This window comes from Streptomyces sp. NPDC029836 (genome assembly GCF_055574495.1).
Map to the genome: position 1 here is coordinate 56,531 of NZ_JBVHZI010000024.1, position 16,466 is coordinate 72,996.

10 protein-coding genes and 1 pseudogene are annotated in these 16,466 nt (G+C 73.6%); 6 read left to right on the top strand and 5 right to left on the bottom strand.

Annotated elements, in window-relative coordinates; translation table 11 throughout:
* The first annotated feature begins 174 nt into the window (after window positions 1-174).
* Window positions 175-1,854 carry a PucR family transcriptional regulator gene (locus tag ACZ4XJ_RS35485; protein WP_362878469.1) on the top strand — a complete coding sequence of 560 codons (1,680 nt, stop codon included), beginning with the start codon at window positions 175-177 and terminating at the stop codon, window positions 1,852-1,854.
* A 212-nt stretch (window positions 1,855-2,066) separates the two neighbouring features.
* Window positions 2,067-2,840 carry a hypothetical protein gene (locus ACZ4XJ_RS35490; protein WP_362878471.1) on the top strand — a complete coding sequence of 258 codons (774 nt, stop codon included), beginning with the start codon at window positions 2,067-2,069 and terminating at the stop codon, window positions 2,838-2,840.
* A 9-nt stretch (window positions 2,841-2,849) separates the two neighbouring features.
* Here the strand turns inward: ACZ4XJ_RS35490 and ACZ4XJ_RS35495 are convergent, their stop codons facing one another.
* Entirely contained in the window at window positions 2,850-3,629 is a 780-nt protein-coding gene (locus tag ACZ4XJ_RS35495; RefSeq protein ID WP_468498649.1) for a GntR family transcriptional regulator, read from the bottom strand.
* Between the two features lie 184 nt (window positions 3,630-3,813).
* Here ACZ4XJ_RS35495 and ACZ4XJ_RS35500 point away from each other — a divergent pair, with 184 nt between their 5' ends.
* Window positions 3,814-4,689, top strand: coding sequence for a (2Fe-2S)-binding protein (locus ACZ4XJ_RS35500; RefSeq protein ID WP_468498650.1), 876 nt, complete (start codon window positions 3,814-3,816; stop codon window positions 4,687-4,689).
* 192 nt (window positions 4,690-4,881) lie between these two features.
* Complete coding sequence (locus ACZ4XJ_RS35505) at window positions 4,882-5,940, top strand: DUF2637 domain-containing protein (protein ID WP_362878477.1); 1,059 nt, start codon at window positions 4,882-4,884, stop codon at window positions 5,938-5,940.
* An 85-nt stretch (window positions 5,941-6,025) separates the two neighbouring features.
* On the opposite strand, the gene ACZ4XJ_RS35510 is transcribed toward ACZ4XJ_RS35505, so the two are convergent.
* The 4 genes and pseudogenes from ACZ4XJ_RS35510 to ACZ4XJ_RS35525 form a co-directional block, all read right to left on the bottom strand.
* On the bottom strand, window positions 6,026-6,448 hold the full coding sequence (locus ACZ4XJ_RS35510) for an ATP-binding protein (protein ID WP_468498651.1): 423 nt from the start codon (window positions 6,446-6,448) through the stop codon (window positions 6,026-6,028).
* A 132-nt stretch (window positions 6,449-6,580) separates the two neighbouring features.
* Window positions 6,581-8,323 carry a pyruvate dehydrogenase gene (locus ACZ4XJ_RS35515; RefSeq protein WP_468498652.1) on the bottom strand — a complete coding sequence of 581 codons (1,743 nt, stop codon included), beginning with the start codon at window positions 8,321-8,323 and terminating at the stop codon, window positions 6,581-6,583.
* Between the two features lie 66 nt (window positions 8,324-8,389).
* Window positions 8,390-9,868, bottom strand: a complete 1,479-nt coding sequence (locus ACZ4XJ_RS35520; RefSeq protein WP_468498653.1) for a protein phosphatase 2C domain-containing protein — start codon at window positions 9,866-9,868, stop codon at window positions 8,390-8,392.
* 921 nt (window positions 9,869-10,789) lie between these two features.
* Window positions 10,790-14,547, bottom strand: a pseudogene (locus tag ACZ4XJ_RS35525) (S8 family peptidase).
* A 199-nt stretch (window positions 14,548-14,746) separates the two neighbouring features.
* On the opposite strand from ACZ4XJ_RS35525, the gene ACZ4XJ_RS35530 reads away from it, so the two are divergent.
* On the top strand, window positions 14,747-15,724 hold the full coding sequence (locus ACZ4XJ_RS35530) for a helix-turn-helix domain-containing protein (protein ID WP_362878488.1): 978 nt from the start codon (window positions 14,747-14,749) through the stop codon (window positions 15,722-15,724).
* Window positions 15,725-15,748: 24 nt separating this feature from the next.
* Window positions 15,749-16,228 (top strand): DUF456 domain-containing protein, encoded by a 480-nt coding sequence (locus tag ACZ4XJ_RS35535; RefSeq protein WP_362878489.1) that lies wholly within the window; start codon window positions 15,749-15,751, stop codon window positions 16,226-16,228.
* Window positions 16,229-16,466 lie beyond the last annotated feature (238 nt).

Sequence of the window (16,466 nt, forward strand, 5' to 3'; positions counted from 1 at the left end):
TGTTAATGCGGTGTGGAGTCAGTACACAAGCCACGCGTCCCTTGGGTGCAGTCACCGAAACCATGAAGGAGTTGGCTGGGGGCCTCCCTCGTCTTGTAGATTCGTATGAAAGGCAGGATGCGACGACCTGCCCGATTTCCAACGGCAACATCGAGACAGATCGGCGGCGACATCATGCGGCTGCGCGCACTGCTGGAAACCGAGGCGCTGGGGCTGCGGCTGCTGGGCGGCGAGGAAGAACTCGACCGGACGGTCCGCGGGGTCATGACGACCGACCTACGGGATCCCAGCCGGTACCTGTCAGGAGGAGAACTCGTCCTCACCGGCCTGGCATGGCGAAGAAATTCAGCCGATTCCGAGCCGTTCGTACGAATCCTCGCGAGCGCGGGCGTCGCGGGCCTCGCGGCGGGCGAGGCCGAGCTGGGCGACGTCCCCGACGACCTCGTGTCAGCCTGTCGGCGCAACCGGCTCCCGCTGTTCGCGGTGAACGAGGACGTTGCATTCGCCACCATCACCGAATACGTGGTGCGGCAGGTCTCCGGGGAGCGCGCGGGCGATCTCGCGGCGGTCGTGGACCGCCACCGGCGGCTGATGACATCGGGCCCGGCGGGAGGGGGACCCGATGTGGTGCTGGATCTGCTCACCACGGACCTCGATCTGCGGGCCTGGGTGCTCTCGCCCACGGGCCGGCAGATCGCCGGCGCCGGCGAGCCGCTGGCTCCGGGCGTCTGCGCGACGCTGGCGAGCGAACACCTCGCGGCGGTCCGGACCGGCCGCAGGGGCCCGCACCGGATGTCCATCCAGGGTATTACCTACTCGCTGTTCCCGATCAGGGGACACGGCCGGGGCCCGGGTCCCGCCGCCCGTGACGTGCGCGAGAGCGTGCTGTCGGACTGGCTGCTGGCCGTCGAGGCGGACGCCGGCGACTGGCCCGCCGAGCGGCTGGATCTGCTCCAGGGCGTCACCCAGCTGATCGCGGTCGAGCGGGAACGCCGCGACGCGGCCCGTACGGTGCGCCGCCGACTTGCCCAGGAGGTGCTCGAACTGGTCCAGACGGGCGCCGCGCCCGCCGAGATCGCGGCCCGCCTGCGGGTGGCGGCCCCGGTGCTGCTGCCCGGACTGGGTGGCGCCCCGCACTGGCAGGTCGTGGTGGCGCGGGTGGACTGGGACGGCGGGGACATCCCCGGCGGGCCGGTGGCCCAGTCACTGCTGGAGGAGATCCTGGTCGACCCGTCGATCTCGGGCCCGGAGCCTTCCGACCGGATCGCGGTGGCCCATGCGGGTGACGAGGCCATCGCGCTCGTGCCGCTGCCCTCGCTGCCCGGTGAGCCCGGGGAGGAGAAGGGCGGCCCCGATTCCGCCCTGCACGCTGACGTGCTCCTGACCTCCGTGCGGGAGCCCCTGGCGGCCGGTCTGGCCGACGACGGGCGGCTCACCCTCGGCGTCAGCGCCGCCGTGCACTCCGCCGAGGGGCTGCGCGGGGCACTGGAGGAGGCCCGGCACGCCCGCCGGGTCGCCGCCGCCCGCCCGGGCCGGGTCTGCGCCGCCGGGCACCACGAGCTGGCCTCGCACGTGCTGCTGCTGCCCTTCGTCCCCGACGACGTGCGCAGGGCCTTCACGGCCCGCCTGCTGGACCCGCTGCGGGACTACGACCGCCGACACCGGGCGGAGCTCATCCCGACCCTGGAGGCGTTCTTGGACTGCGACGGCTCCTGGACGCGCTGCGCGACCCGACTGCACCTCCACGTCAACACGTTGCGCTACCGGGTGGGGCGAATCGAGCAGCTGACGGCGCGGGACCTGTCCCGGTTGGAGGACAAGCTCGACTTCTTCCTCGCACTGCGGATGAGCTGAAGCCCGCACGGCCGATGAGCTGAGGAAAGACCGCCCCGCCCCACCTCCTGGGGGCGGTGCGCGGGGACGACCGTACGGGCCGGGCCCCCTGACACCTCGTCCGGACTTTGTGAAAGAGTTCACCCGACCCCTTGGCCGATGCGACCGATCCGTGCTCTCATTTCGCCCCAGGGCTCAAAGACGTGCTGCTTGGTTGCTTCGGGGAGGGCAATGTGGCGGATACCGCCGTGTCCGGTGCGGGATCCACGGGGGGCGACGACCCCCTCCAGCGGGCGATATGGCGGCTGCGTTCGCGCGGCTGTTGGACCGACGCGGCTGCCCTTCTGACGCCCCACGCCCACCACGCGGGGGCTGCCGTGCAGCGCACCGCGCTCCTGGTGGAGCGGTGCCTGTTCACCGGCCAGGGGTGGGCCGAGGCGGAGGACGCGCTGCGGGTCGCGGAGGCCGTGGCCCACGACGACGACGAACGGGGCGCGGCCGCGTGCGAGCGGGGCCAGCTGGCCTACGCCGCGACCGTGCTCGGGGTCCGCGACCGGGCCGACGAGGCCCGTTCGGCGCTCGGCCGCTCCGCGGCCCTGCTGTCGCCGGGTTCCCGGACCCGGCCGCTGCTGGACTTCCGTCGGGGGCTGGTCGCCGAGCACCTGGCGGACTCCCCGCAGGCGGCCCTACCGGCGTACCGGCGGGCCCACGCCGGCGCGGTGGCCCACGGGGACACCCTGTTGCTGTCCTTCACCTGGCGGCACCTGGCCGCACTGGCGCTGCGGGACGGGGAGGTCGCCGAAGCCCGCAAGGGCTTCACGGAGTCCCTGCGGATCCGCGAGGAGCTGGGCTTCCTGGTCGGTACGGCCCCGGCGCTGGCGGCCCTGGCCGAGGCCGAGCCGGAGCCCGAGGCCGCCCGGCTGCGGGCGGAGGCCCGGCGCCTGTTCCACCTGCTGGGCGGCATCCCGACCTGGCTGGCGGACCAACTGCACCCCTCGCCGGCGTAGCCCGTCGGGTCAGTGGGCGCCCGCGAAGTGCTCCCGTACGAGTGACTCCACCACCGTGAGGTCGCCCGCGATCAGGGCCTCCAGGAGTGCCGAATGCTCGGCCGCGTCGGCGACCAGGTCGGCGCGGCGCACCCGCGGGGCTCCGGGCAGGGGCCACTGGGCGCGCCGGTGGAGTTCCTCGGTGAGCCGGACGAGTTCGGCGTTGTCCGCGAGGGTCAGCACGGCCCGGTGGAAGGCCCGGTCGGCGGCCGCGTAGCCGGGCAGGTCGCCGGCGGCGGCCGCCTCGGCGGTGGCGTGGGCGGCGGAGCGCAGGGACTCCCAGGTCCCGACCGGGACGGTGCGGGCGAGGCGGAGCATCACGGGAACCTCCAGCAGGGCCCTTACCTCGGCCAGCTCCGCCAGCGCGCGGGGGGTGCGGCTCAGGACCCGGAACCCCCGGTTGGGCAGGCATTCCACCGCGCCTTCCAGCGCGAGTTGCTGCATCGCCTCCCGTACGGGGGTCGCGGAGACCCCGAACCGCTCGCCGAGGGCCGGGCCGGAGTAGATCTCCCCCGGCGCGAGCTCGCCGTCCACGAGGGCGGCCCGCAGGGCCTCCAGCACCTGCGCGCGCACCGAATGGCGCAGCACCTTGGGGGCGATCCGCACCGGGTCCGGGCGGTCGGCCGACTGCGCCGGCTGCTGCTGCTGCTCCGGCTGCGCGCTGCCGTCCGCCTCCGCCTCCGCCGGTTGGGCGTTCTGTGCGGGAATCAGCGGGTTCGTCGGTACCGCGGGGCGGTCCGCTGCGTGCATTCGGTCCTCCTCCGGGTCTCGACCGGATCCGAGAATAAGCCAAGGTCGGCGGGGTGGAGCGGGCCGGGCGCGCCGATTCCGTCGAGGTCGCCGTAATTCGTGGCGGGCCGGCTGGACACACCCCACGAAAGGTCGAGTAAGGTAAGGCTAACCTTCTAACGATCGCGTGAATCGGTGGTCCGTCATGACCGGCTTGGCTGTTGACGTCCTGCTCCCGACCGCACCCGCCCCGGACGGCTCTCCGGTGGCGGACGCGTACCGGCGACTGACGGCGGCCCACCCCGGGCTGGCGATCACGGAGCACGGCGCGCACGAACCCCTCCCAAGCGGTGTGGGATGGGTCGGCGCGGACGAGCTCGCGGCGGGCGGGGAGGCGGTAGACGCGTTCCTCGCCTGGGACCACGCCCAGGTGCTGCGCGACTACGGCACCGCCGGGCGACCCGACGTGGTGGCCGGGTTCGGGCTGCACCGGTACGCCTGGCCCGCCGTCCTGTTGATCACGATCCCCTGGTTCCTGGACCGTCGGGTACCCCGGCTGCCGGTGTCCGAGGTGGCGTACCACCGGACCCGCGGACAGATGTCCGTACGGGTCGAAACCTTCGCGTGCCTGCCGGACGATCCGGCGGCCGCCCTCCCCGGGGCCCGTGTCGTGCCCGACGAGGAGTCACTGCGGAGCGAGGTGCGGGCAGCGGTGTCCCAACACCTCACCCCGCTGCTGGAAGGTTTCGGCCCGCGGACCCGGCGCGGCCGGCGGGCCCTGTGGGCGATGGCGACCGACGACCTCGTCGAGGGCCTGTGGTACCTCGGGCAGCTGTTCGGCGAGGAGGAGCGGGCCGTGCGGGAGCTGGAGCTGCTGCTGCCCGGCTCGACCGCCCCGTACACGGGCGGCGCGGGGTTCCGCACGCTGCGCGGCCCCGAAGGACAGGAGCTGACGACCCGCGACCGGGCGGGCTGCTGCTTCTTCTACACGATCCGACCGGAGGACACCTGTACGACCTGTCCGCGCACCTGTGACGCGGACCGCGTCACCCGACTGGTGGCGGACGCCACCACCGACTGAACCCACTCGCAGGGATGAAGTGCATTCGAACGCAACCCCGTTGACACGAGCGCCAGTTCGAGCCACAACGCCCTATCCGACGGGACGCGCCCCCCGATGGCGTCCACTTGCCCCGAAAACCGCGTGCACCCCGGACCGGCTGCGCCACTATGGCGCCCGGAACGCCGCATACGCGAGGCAAGGGACATCCGCATGAGACTGACCGACATATCGCTGGACTGGCTGCTGCCCGGCAGCCTGTTGATCCTGGGCGTACTTGCGGCAGTGGCGGTACTGGCCCGGGGCAAGCGGGAGAGCGAGAAGGCCGCGGCCGAGGACAGTTGGGAACGCAGCGAGGAACGCAGACGGCGCAAGGAAGCCGTCTACGGGACCGCCTCGTACGTCCTGCTCTTCTGCTGCGCGGCGGTCGCCGCCGCGCTCTCCTTCCACGGGCTCGTCGGTTTCGGCCGGCAGAACCTGAACCTGTCCGGAGGCTGGGAGTACCTGGTCCCCTTCGGCCTCGACGGCGCCGCGATGTTCTGTTCGGTGCTGGCCGTTCGCGAGGCCAGTCACGGCGACGCGGCCCTCGGGTCCCGCATGCTGGTCTGGCTGTTCGCGGGCGCGGCCGCCTGGTTCAACTGGGTGCACGCGCCCCGCGGCCTCGGACACGACGGCGCCCCGCAGTTCTTCGCCGGGATGTCACTGTCGGCGGCCGTGCTCTTCGACCGCGCCCTCAAGCAGACGCGCCGGGCGGCGCTGCGCGAACAGGGCCTGATCCCGAGGCCGTTGCCGCAGATCCGGATGGTCCGCTGGCTGCGGGCCCCCCGCGAGACCTTCGGCGCCTGGTCGCTCATGCTGCTGGAGGGGGTCCGCACCCTCGACGAGGCCGTGGACGAGGTGCGCGAGGACAAGAAGGAGAAGGAACAGGACCGACACCGCAGGCGGGAGCAACACCGCCTGGACCGGGCCCACATCAAGGCCCTCGGCCGACAGAACCGGGCGTTCGGCAGGGCGCGGGCCCGACAGGTCGACATGCCGGGGTTGAACCCCGGAACGGGCTCCGCGCCGGTCGGCGCGGAGCCGGCCATATCGGAAGCGGGACAGCTGCCCCTGCGTCGCCGGCCCTCCCTGCAGGCCGTGGGCGGAACCGAACCCCTTGATCCGTCCGGCGCCCGGACGGTCGACCTGACGGCCGAGGACGACACCCAGACGATTCCCCGGCTCGACTCACTGGAGCGCAAACTGAAGGACCTGGAACAGCAGTTCGGCTGATCCGAACCGTGCGCACGAAACGTGGGGCGGCCGCTCCGGGGATCCCCCGGGGCAGCCGCCCCACCGTCATGTCGGGCCGTCGCCGCTATCCGGCGCGGAGTTCGAACCAGACGACCTTGCCGCGCCCCAGTGCGAGCGGGTCCACGCCCCAGGCGTCCGCGAGCGCCTGGACCAGCGCCAGCCCCCGGCCGTGCGTACCGTCGTCGGCGGACGGTGCGTACGGGCGGGGGCGGCGGGCCGTGTAGTCGCGGACCTCGACCCGCAGCGTGGCGGCGGCCAGACTCGCGGACACCTCCGCGCCGTGCTCGGTGTGGACCAGTGCGTTCGTGACGAGTTCCGTGATCAGCAGTTCCGCGACGTCGGCCGCCTCGGCCCGGCACCGGTGGCGCAGCAGGTCCCGCAGCGCCCGTCGGATCTCGCCGATGGCCTTCAGGTCGGCCCGGTCCACGCTCCGCCTGATCCGCACCCCGTCGGCCGCGCCGCCCCCGTCGGACGGTTCGCGCGGCACCGGCCGGCCCTTCTTCCACAGCTTTCCGGTATTCGCCCCCACCCGCACGGCGATGTACCTCCCCCGTATGCGCACTGCTCGAACTGGCCTACGGAATGCATGCCCCCCGGGGCAATTCGCACTCCTGCGGCCTCAAGGGCGCGGTACGTTGCGCAGGTTGGATCGAGCCATCTGGATCATCCGGCCCACCCCGCCGTCCAGCACGATCTTGCCGGCGGACAGGGCGAATCCGGTCACCATCTCGGCGCTGATCCTCGGCGGAATCGACAGGGCGTTGGGGTCGGTCACCACGTCCACGAGAGCAGGGCCCTTGTGTCGAAAAGCATCCTTCAGAGCCGCCGTGAGCTGCTTGGGCTTCTCGACGCGGACCCCGTAGGCGCCCGCCGCGCGGGCGATCGCGGCGAAGTCCGGGTTCTGGTTCGTGGTCCCGTACGAAGGCAGGCCGGAAACCAACATCTCCAACTCGACCATTCCGAGGGATGAGTTGTTGAAGAGGACCACTTTGACGGGCAGGTCGTACTGCACCAGGGTGAGGAAATCTCCCATCAGCATCGAGAAGCCACCGTCGCCGGACATCGAGACCACTTGACGGCTCCGGTCGGTGAACTGCGCCCCGATCGCCTGGGGTAGGGCATTGGCCATGGAGCCGTGGCTGAAGGAGCCGATGATGCGCCGCTTTCCGTTCGGGGAAAGATAGCGCGCCGCCCATACGTTGCACATGCCGGTGTCCACGGTGAACACCGCATTGTCATCCGCGAGTTCATCCAGAACCGACGCCACGTACTCGGGATGGATCGGTGTGTGCTTCTCCACCTTGCGCGTATAGGCCTTCACCACCCCCTCCAGGGCGTCCGCGTGCTTCTTCAGCATCCGGTCCAGGAAGCGGCGGTCCGTCTTGGCCCTGACCCGGGTGTTCAGCGCGCGCAGGGTCTCCCGTACGTCTCCCCAGACCGCGAGTTCCAACTGGGACCGACGGCCCAGGTGTTCGGGGCGGATGTCCACCTGGACGATCTTCACGTCGTCGGGGAGGAAGGCGTTGTACGGGAAGTCCGTGCCGAGCAGGATCAACAGGTCGCACTCGTGCGTGGCCTCGTACGCGGCGCCGTAGCCGAGCAGCCCGCTCATGCCGACGTCGTACGGGTTGTCGTACTGGATCCACTCCTTGCCGCGCAGGGCGTGGCCGATCGGGGCCTTGACCCGGCCCGCGAACTCCATCACCTCGGCGTGCGCGCCGGCGGTGCCGCTGCCGCAGAACAGGGTGACCCGGTCGGCCTCGTCGACGAGCCGGACCAGCTTCTCGATCTCCCCGTCACCGGGCCGCACGGTGGGCCGCGCGGTCACCAGCGCGTGTTCCACCGCCTTCTCCGGCGCGGGCTGCGAGGCGATGTCACCGGGCAGCGCGACGACGCTGACGCCGCTGCGGCCGACGGCGTGCTGCACGGCCGTCTGGAGCAGCCGGGGCATCTGCTGCGGGTTGCAGATCAGCTCGCTGTAGTGGCTGCACTCGCGGAAGAGCTGGTCGGGGTGGGTCTCCTGGAAGTAGCCGAGGCCGATCTCGCCGGAGGGGATGTGCGAGGCGAGCGCGAGGACGGGGGCCATGGAACGCTGGGCGTCGTACAGCCCGTTGATCAGGTGCAGGTTGCCGGGACCGCAGGAACCGGCGCAGGCGGCGAGCCTGCCCGTGATCTGTGCCTCGGCGCCCGCCGCGAAGGCGGCCGTCTCCTCGTGCCGGACCTGGATCCACTCGATGTCACCGGTCCGGCGGATGGCGTCCACGACGGGGTTGAGGCTGTCGCCGACGACTCCGTACATCCGCTGAACGCCCGCGCGCACGAGGATGTCCACGAACTGCTCCGCCACGTTCTGCTTGGCCATGGAGGGGGCGCCCTTTCCGGTTCGGCACTGCCGGGTGCGCCTCCCATCCACGCACGTTCCGTGCCGTTACGCCTCCCAGACCGCGGCGGCCGTCCGGTCGTCGGCGTACCCCTTGAGGCGGAGCTGGGTGTCGGCGAGGAACGCGGCGAGGCCGGGCGGCTCGCCCTGCGACCAGCGGGCCGCGAGTTCCGCCGGGAGCACGGCCTCCTCCCGCAGGGGCTCGGCGAGGCCGCCGGAGCACAGCAGGAGCGTGTCACCGGGGCGGGCCACGGAGGCCCGGAACCGGAAGCCGCCGGCGCCGGTGCCCGTGCCGGGTTCGGCGGGCGGTGCGGGGTCGGGTTCCAGGTCCTGCCACGCGCCCGCCCTCAGGCGGAAGACCCCGCCCGGGCCGGCGCCGAAGCACACCCGGTTGGCGCACCGGGGGTCCAGGGGCAGCAGGAGGCCGCGCAGCCCGGCCGTGCAGGCGTCCTCGGGAAGCCCGAGCTCGGCGGCGCGGGCGCGCAGCCGTCCGTAGCCCCGGTCGGTGAGCCGTTGCAGCCCCGAGCGCAGGGCCTCGCGCCGGCCCGCCCGGATGTCGTCGGCCAGCCGCTCGCGGCTGCGCCCGACGGCGGCGGCGACCGTGTGGCACAGATCGGCCGCCGCCTCCCTGGCCCCGGGGGCCGCCCGGTCCCCGCCGGCCAGGACCACCAGCACCAGGGCGTCCTCGCCGCTGCCGAAGCGGGCGGTCAGCAGAGCGTCCCGGCGCGCCTCGCCCCGGTAGCGGGCGGAGTCCCCGCGCAGCGAGGCGGCGCGCAGCGTGTAGGTCCCGTATCGGGCCCCCTCCAGCACCGTGTCGGGGGTCAGGTCGTCCAACGCCGCCGGGTCGGCCGCGGGCAGCGCGCCCGGTTCGGCGGCGTAGGTCGGAGCCCGGTCCCCCAGGTGGCTGACGGTGGGCCGATCGGGGTGCACGGCGGCCCGGCCGGGGCCGGTGGGGCCGACCGTCGTCGAAGCGGGGCCCGGCGCGGGCGGCCCGGCGGCCGGAGCTGCCGCGCCCGCGCCCGCTTCCCCCGGGAGCCCGGGCCCGGTGGGCCGCGCGGGCAGCGCCTGCGGCAACCCGTCGCGGACCTCCCGTACGGACGGATCCGGCGGGTACCCGGGTACGACGGAAGCGGAGGGCGGTACCTGCGGGTACGCCGGACCGGCGGAACCGGAGGGCGGCACCTGCGGATGCGCCGGACCGGCGGAAGCGGAGGGCGCGCCGCGCGGATGCGCCGGACCGGCGGAACCGGCGAGCGGTACCTGCGGGTGCGCCGGACCGGCGGAACCGGAGGGCGGTACCTGCGGGTGCGCCGGACCGGCGGAACCGGAGGGCGGTACCTGCGGGTCCGGTTCGGGCTCGGCTCCGGGGCCCCGTGGTGCTCCCGAGCCGGGTACCGGGCTGCCCGGGGCGGGGCCGCCGGGCGGCGCGGGCGGTTCGGTGGGGCGGGCCGGCTCGTACGGGGCGGGGGGCTCGGTCGGCTCCGGCGGCACGGTCACGTCCCCCTGTGCGTACCCCGTCTCCCCCATCAGGCGGGGGTCGCGCGGGGGCGCGGGCTGCGGCTCCGAGGAGCCTCGCCGGGGGCCGGGAACCAGCGGCTCCGCCGCCAGGGAACCCGACGTGGTCGGGGCCGCTCCGGTCGGCGCCTGCACCGACGGGGACCGGCCCGAGGGGGCTTCGGGAGACCTCTCCTGCCCCGCCGAGTCCTTCGACAACGGGATCGGCGCGGGCGGTACCGGAGCCCGCGACCCGGAAACCTGCCCGGACGCGCCCTGCGGCGACCCGCCCTCCCGCGACAGCGGACCCGGTGCCGAAGGCGCCTGCGACGGTACGGGCGGCGCGGGAGCCCACCCGGACCACCCCGTCGGCGAGACGGGAGCCGGCTGCGGCGGGATCGGCGCCGAAGGCGCCGGCGATCCGGAGGCGGGCGCCGGGGGCCCGTCCAGCGACCGCTCCCCCGGCAGCGGAACGTCCCCCGAGGTACCTGGCGTCGACGAAGACCGAGGCGCGGGCCCTTGGGTCGCCGAGGCCGGTGACACCGAAGGCGGAGCCGCCGGCAGCGGCGGCACCTCCGGCACGGGCGGCGCCGACAACGGACCCGACGGGGGCTGCGGCGGCGACCCACCTCCCCGCGCGGGCGCCTCCGGAGGCAGCGGGAGCCGCGGCGGCACCCCACCCGCCGTCGGTGTCGGCGGACGGGGCGGGGGTGGGGTCGGTGGCGGGTCGGTCACCAGGTGGGACGCCGAGTCGAATCGGTGGTCCAGGGTGTCCCCCGGATCAGGTTCGGGCTCCGTTTCCGGATCGTCGTAGAGCTTCTGCCACCAGTCCTCCGCGCCCTGCTGACTCATGCCCCCATTCTCGGCCCACCCGGGCGGCGGAAAACCCCGAACGCGCGAAAAGGGTCCACCGGGCCGCCGCCCGGTGGACCCCCCGCCCTCCGCCCGTACGGGCTAGCGGACTTCGTACGCCCGGGTGACCGTCTGGGTGACCGTCGCGCCGTTCGCGTCAGCCAGTTCGACCTTCAGCGACACCGCCTTGCCGGAGGCTCCCGCATGGTCGACGACGGCCGTCCACCGGCCGCCCCGCTCCGTGGTCCTCGCCGCCGTCCAGGTCTCGCCGTCGTAGGAGTAGGACAGCTTCGCCGACGTGAGCGCTCCCGGCGCGTAGCCCGCGTGCCCGGTGACGCCCAGTCCTATGCTCTGACCGTTCGCCGCGGCGACCGTCTTCATCCCGTCGAGCGGGGCCGCGTACCTCGGGAAGAGGACGGGCAGGCCCTGCGAAGGGGCTGCCGGGTCGAGCTTCGAGGGGAAGCCCCAGGTCGTGCGCACCGCGGTGGAGCGTTGCCAGGTGCGGGCCGGCGAGCCGATCTTCTCGATGAACTGGGTGAGTTCGTAGCGGCCGGCGTCGGCCGGCACCTCGAACACCCCGGACGGGTAGGCACTGTCCCCGATGACCTGTCCGTCACGCACGAGTTGGAGCCCGCCGATGTCACCGAAGGCACCGGGCTGCGCGGAGTGCGTGCCGTCCCCCCACATCGCGGGGGCGAAGCCGATCAGGTTGCCCTGCCGTTCCGCGGCGAGGGCCTCCTTGCCCGCGGCGTCACGGGGTGCGACGGGCCCGATGACCCCGTCGTACCAAGTGGCGCTCGTCCTGCTGCCCTTGGCGTAGGTGCGCTGCGCGCCGGTCATGAACTCGCCCCAGGGGAAGCTGCTGGAGACGAGCTGCTCCCAGCTGGTGTCCCCGGCGCTGTGGTATTCGGTGCGCGTGCCGGGCGCCGCGACGGTCTCGAACCCGCCGAAGTACACGGCGCTGCCGATCGGCCGGTAGGCCCCCGACAGGTCGACGAAGTCGGCTGCCACGCCCATGGAGTGATAGGTGGAGTCGACCTGCCCCAGCTCGCGGTCGCGCACCCGGTAGGTGCGGTCGGACGTGATCGGGCCGCTCTCGGGGAACGCGAGGCTGTAGAGGTAGGGGCTGTTCGCGGTGCCCTTCCATTCGAGCGTGACGGGGCCCGCCGCAACTCGGGCGAGCAGTGCGCGGCCCTCGGCGGACTCGATGGTGAGGGTGGGGAGGGCGCCGCCGGCGTAGCCGGTGGAGGCGACCCAGCGGCCGGGGTTCTCGCGGTGGGCGAGGACCCCCTTGGCTCCCGCCGCCTTGGCGGCTCCCGCCACCTCGTGGAGTGCGCCGTCCGTGGCCTTCACCAGGACGATCGCGTCCTTGACGCCCGCCTCGGCGAGTTCCTCGGGGGTGCCGGAGCCCGCGTCGACGAGGCGGGCCCGGCCGGTTCCGTCGAGGTTGTCGCTGCCCGTGGAGGCGGTGATCGGGTGGAGCGCCGGGCCGCCGGTGACCTTCAGTGCGGAGATCAGCGGGGCGGCTGCCCGCCAGTAGCCGGTGAACTCGAACTCCCCGTCCTTCGCCCGGCCTTCGACCGACGCGTAGTAGCCGCGGATGGTCCGGCCGCCCATGGCGGTGCCCGCGTGCAGCCAGGTGTCGTCCCAACTGCGGGCGAAGCCGAGGGTGGTGTTGCGGGCTTCGACCGGCTTGTCGGCCTCGATGGTCAGCCGGCCGGCCTTGCGGGCGTCGAGGACGATGGTCGTGTCCTTCTCCACCTCGGTCTGCGGGCGGCCCAAGTAGGTGAGGGAATCGATGAGTTCGGCCCCCTCCCCCGCGTCGGGGGTGCCGACGAACGCGGAGAGGAAGTAGGCGCCGGGGCGCACCCGGTAGACCTGGTCGACGGAGCCCTCGTTGAAGCGGCGTTCGCCGGAGGCGTCGTCGGTGCCGATGACGTCCAGCGAGGAGGGGCCGGCGGCGGGCCGGCCCGCGCGGTCGATCAGTTTGACGCGCAGGGTGACGGTCTCGGGTTCGACGTACAGGGAGAAGGGGGTGGAGACGCGCACGCCGCCCGCCGTGGCGACGACGCGACCGGTGACGTCCCCGTACTGGGAGCGCTCCAGCTTCGCCGCCGGGTCGAGGTGGAGCGGCACCTTGACGGTGGCTCCGGCGGGGACGGTGACCGTGCGCCGGTCGAGTCGGGCGACCGGGGAGCGGACGGCGGAACCGTCGTTGCCGGTGACCTTCTCGACGCCGAGGCTCAGGGTGACGGGCCGGGGTCCGGTGTTGGTGTACGGGACCTCGACGCTCGTGCGGTCGCTGCGGTCCTGCGGCCAGTCGTACGTTCCGCCCTGCACGGCGGGGGCGCCGGTGACGGTGGTGTCGACGGCGGCCCTCACGTCGAGGCGGCCGCCTCCGGTCTGCCGTACGTCCCCGGGGACGCCTGTGTTCGCGGAGCCGACGAGGGCGGCCTTGATCTGCTGTCCGCTCCACTCGGGCCGGCGTTGCTTGACGATGGCGGCGGCCCCGGCGACGTGCGGGGTGGCCATCGAGGTGCCGGACATGGACTGGTAGGCGTACACGCCGCGACCGCCCGCGGCGGCGGCGGAGATCCCGACGCCGGGGGCCGCGATCTCCGGCTTGAGGGTGTGGGCGGCTCCGGCCGGGCCCCGGCTGGAGAAGCCCGCGGTGGTGTCGTCGCGGTCGACGGCGCCCACGGTCAGCACACCGGGGGCGCAGCCCGGCGAGGAGACCGTGTTGTTGCCGGGGCCGGAGTTCCCGGCGGCGACGACGAACAGGGTTCCCTGCTGCGAGAGTCGCTCGGCCGCGGTGGCGAGCGGGTCGTCGCAGGCCGTCCGTGAGGGGTCTCCGAGGCTCATGGAGACCACGTCGGCCTTGCTCGCCGCGGCCCATTCCATCCCGGCGATGATCCACGAATCGAGGCCGTAGCCCTGGTCGTTGAGGACCTTGCCGCTGAGCAGCTCGGCGCCGGGCGCGACGCCCTTCTTGGCGCCGCCGCTCGCGGCCCCCGATCCGCCGACGGTGGAGAGGGTGTGGGTGCCGTGGCCCTGCCGGTCGGTGTCCGTGTCGGAGTCGGTGAAGTTCTTCGACGCGGCGACGCGGCCCTTGAGGTCGGGGTGTTCGAGGTCGGTGCCGGTGTCGAGGACGGCGACCTTGGTGCCGGCGCCGTCGAGTCCGGCGGCCCAGGCGGCGGGGGCGTTCACCTGTCGGGTGGAGCGTTCCAGGTTCGCCCGGACCTTGCCGTCGAGCCACAGCTTCTTCAGTCCGCCCGCGGCGCGCGCGGCGCCGGCGGCGGAGACGTCGGCCCAGAACTCGGCGGCCCGCTGCTTGTCGGCGGCCAGCGCGACGGCCCCGATGGAGCCGAGGACCAGGGAGCGGTCGGCGCCGCGGGGCGCGGGCGGGGTGTTGCGGGCGACGGCGACGGAGCCGTCGTACACGGCGATGAGCGGCAGCTTCTCGCTGTGGGCGTCGTCGTAGCCCTGCCGGATCAGCCCGGTGACGTTGAAGAGCTCCTCGTCGACCCGCCCCGCGGCCAGTGCTTTGACGGCGCTCTCGGGGTAGACGTAGACGTCCTTGCCGCTCTGGCGCGTCTGCACGACGGGCAGGCTGCGTCCTGTCGGGGCATCGCGGTGGCGGCGGTGCGGCCGGCGGCGTCCGTGGAGACCAGCACGCGGTCCCCGGTGACGAGGGTGACGGTGACGGGCGCCGCGGGCCGCGCGCCCGCCGCCCCGCTCCCGACGAGTGGTCTCGGTCCCGGCGGTCCGTCGCTCGGCAGTGCCGCGGACGGGCCGACTGCGGTGACGGCGAGGACGGCCGCTGTGGCCGCCCCGACTGCCGTTCGCGATATCGGGCGCATCGCTCTCCCCAGGTGAATTCCGGCCAACTGCTCTTTTGCACGGCATAGCTGACGTACACGTGGCCTCTGGCCGGTGGATGGTGGTGCTGCGGTGGCGACACCTTGGCAGAGGGGCGGGAGGTGCGGCGATGATGTCGGCGGCGGGTTTGCGCCGTGGCCGCTTCCCGCCAGGAACGGCACTGAGAGTGGGGTGGACGGGTTGCTGGGTGCGATAGGTCTGGACGAGGGGCAGGAGTCGGCGTACCGCGCGCTGGTGGCGCTGGGCGCGGCGGAGGTGCCCGACCTCGCGCACCGGCTGACGCTGCCGGTGCCGCAGACCGAACGGGCGTTGCGACACCTGGAGCGCCAGGGGTTGGCCGCGCAGTCCTCGGCGCGGCCCGGACGCTGGGTGGCGGCGCCGCCCGGGGTGGCGCTCGGCGCGCTCCTGACCCAGCAGCGGCACGAGCTGGAGCAGGCGGAGCTGGCGGCGGTGCTGCTGGCGGAGGAGTACCGGGCCGAGGCGGGCGAGATGGCCGTCCACGACCTGGTGGAGGTGGTGACGGGGGCCAGTGCGGTGGCGCACCGCTTCCACCAGCTCCAGCTGGGCGCGACGCAGGAGGTGTGCGCGCTCGTCAGTGGCCGGCCGCAGGTGGTGACGGGGACGGAGAACGAGGCCGAGGAACGGGCCTCGGTGCGCGGGGTGGAGTACCGGGTCGTGATCGAACGGCGGGTACTGACCCTGCCGACCGGGATCCGGGAGGCGTCGACGGCCCTGGCGCGCGGCGAACGCATCCGGGTGACGGGCGAGGTCCCGACGAAACTGGTGATCGCCGACCGGACGCTGGCGATGGTCCCGCTGACCGCGCGGGGCGCGGAGCCGGCGGCCCTCGTCGTCCACGCGTCGGGACTGCTGGAATCCCTGCTCGGCCTGTTCGAGGCGGTGTGGAGGGAGTCGCTGCCGCTGCGGCTGGGCTCGACGGGCTGCGCGGAGGAGGGGGACGGCGGCCCCGACACCACCGACCTGGAGATCCTCTCCCTCCTCCTGGCCGGCATGACGGACGCGAGCGTCGCCAAGCACCTGGAACTGGGACTGCGGACGGTGCAGCGGCGGGTGAAGGGCCTCATGGAACTGGCGGGCGTCACGACCCGGCTCCAGCTCGGCTGGCACGCCCACGAGCGGGGCTGGGTGGCCCGATAGCCCCCCGTCGGTCACCCTGAGCAGATGGAGCTGCCTCAGCTGGTCCTGGTGGGGCTGGTGTTCCTGCTCGGGGTGCTCGGCGTACTGGTCCCGGGCGTACCGGGAACCTGGCTGGTCTGGGCGGGCGTCCTGTGGTGGGCGCTGCACGTACGGTCGGACGGGGCGTGGGTGCTGCTCGCCTCCGCGACGGGGCTGTTGCTGGTGGTTCAGGTCGTGAAGTGGCTGCTGCCGCCGCGGCGGATCCAGGGTCTGGGCGTCACGCCCGCGATGGCCGCGTGCGCGGGCGGGGGCGCGGTACTGGGCTTCGTCCTCGTCCCGGTGGTGGGGGCGGTGCCGGGGTTCATGGGCGGCATGTACCTCTACGAGCGGCGACGGCTCGGCACGCACAGGGCGGCGCGGGCGGCGGTCCGCACCGGGATGCGGGCCGCGGGAACGAGCGTCCTGGTGGAACTCCTGGCCTGCCTCCTGATCACAGCCGCCTGGCTCACCACCACCCTGACCTGACCCACACGGGCCCCCCGCGCCTGAAACGCCGGCGAGGCCGGGTTTACCCGATCCGGCCCGCTGATCGAACACGACGGGCACAACCCCCTGGGTCCCCCGCGCCTGAACGCCGGCGGGGCCGAATGAGGCCGGAGGAGGAGAGCCGCAGGTCGGGGTCGGGGACGGGGTGGGGTGTCGTCCGGGGCTCAAACGTGATTTGTTGGCGCGCGGTGCCGCCCGGCAAACGAAGCTGCGGACA

Excerpts from the sequence above, each read along its gene's own strand:
- ACZ4XJ_RS35485 (WP_362878469.1), top strand. The coding sequence starts at position 175 with ATGCGGCTGCGCGCACTGCTGGAAACCGAGGCGCTGGGGCTGCGGCTG.
- ACZ4XJ_RS35495 (WP_468498649.1), bottom strand. The coding sequence starts at position 3,629 with ATGCACGCAGCGGACCGCCCCGCGGTACCGACGAACCCGCTGATTCCC.
- ACZ4XJ_RS35500 (WP_468498650.1), top strand. The coding sequence starts at position 3,814 with ATGACCGGCTTGGCTGTTGACGTCCTGCTCCCGACCGCACCCGCCCCG.
- ACZ4XJ_RS35505 (WP_362878477.1), top strand. The coding sequence starts at position 4,882 with ATGAGACTGACCGACATATCGCTGGACTGGCTGCTGCCCGGCAGCCTG.
- ACZ4XJ_RS35515 (WP_468498652.1), bottom strand. The coding sequence starts at position 8,323 with ATGGCCAAGCAGAACGTGGCGGAGCAGTTCGTGGACATCCTCGTGCGC.
- ACZ4XJ_RS35520 (WP_468498653.1), bottom strand. The coding sequence starts at position 9,868 with ATGGGGGAGACGGGGTACGCACAGGGGGACGTGACCGTGCCGCCGGAG.
- ACZ4XJ_RS35535 (WP_362878489.1), top strand. The coding sequence starts at position 15,749 with ATGGAGCTGCCTCAGCTGGTCCTGGTGGGGCTGGTGTTCCTGCTCGGG.